Genomic DNA, 916 nt, shown 5'->3' with positions numbered 1-916 from the left:
CATAGAGATGATAATTTGTCATTGAGAAAGCATCAGAATGGGCATTGCCTTGTGTGATTTGATAACTTATATTTGCACCAAATTTCTTAGTAGGGCGTCTGGTGTTTGCTTCTATGACACCACCTGTGAATCCTCCATAGGCTGCGCTGATATTAGAATCTTGCACAGTAATAGATTCTAAGAGGCTTGTGTCAATGGCTAAGCCTTGACTTCTGCCCGGCAAAGCATTGGTAGCGACAGGGTTGTTCCCTTGAGAACTTGCAGGGTCTAAATCATTATTCATATTCAATCCATCAAGCATAAAGTTATTTTGGTAGAAAAGCCCGCCACTAATACTGATATTAGCAGGGTCAATTTCTCCGGGTGTCGTGCTTCTTAGTTGTGCGTTATCATATTGCACATTGGGTAAGATTCTAAGGACTGAAGTAATGTCGCCATTACCACTAGGATGAGATTCTAAGAGTTGTGTGTTAATAGTGCTGCCTGATTGATAGGTTTTAAGATGACTATTTGTTGTGAATGTGGTAGTAATAGCATTTAAATGATAATGCTTGGTGGCATGAGATTGTGTATGCTGTGTTTCTTTTGTAGAAGATTGTGTGTGAGGAGATTCTTGTTTGGAATCTAGTGCTTGTGCAGACAGATTCACACAACAAAGCACTATACAAAGTATAGATTTTATTATATGTCTTATAGATTTTATAAAGAAAGAGAGATTCAATGACATAACCATTCCTTTTTATAATGAATATTGTGTAATGTAAATAGATAATTATTATCATTAATATATTAAATATAGCTTAATTGGGAGAGAAATAGAAGATTTATCATACTTTGACTAAAGTTAGTGTTCAATCCATCTCTTAGAATTTGAATCTTTTGACATGAAAATGGATAATGTGTGGCATATTCTTTG

Annotated in this window: 1 protein-coding gene; it reads right to left on the bottom strand. The window is 35.3% G+C overall.

Annotation, left to right across the window (positions count from 1 at the left end):
- The coding region (locus CQA44_RS12180; protein WP_181881921.1) for a Plug domain-containing protein at positions 1–727 on the bottom strand (727 nt) is incomplete at its 3' end.
- Positions 728–916 lie beyond the last annotated feature (189 nt).

It is taken from the genome of Helicobacter sp. MIT 14-3879 (assembly GCF_003364125.1).
Note: the sequence above shows the minus strand (reverse complement) of the source record. Positions and strands in the feature narration are given on the sequence as shown.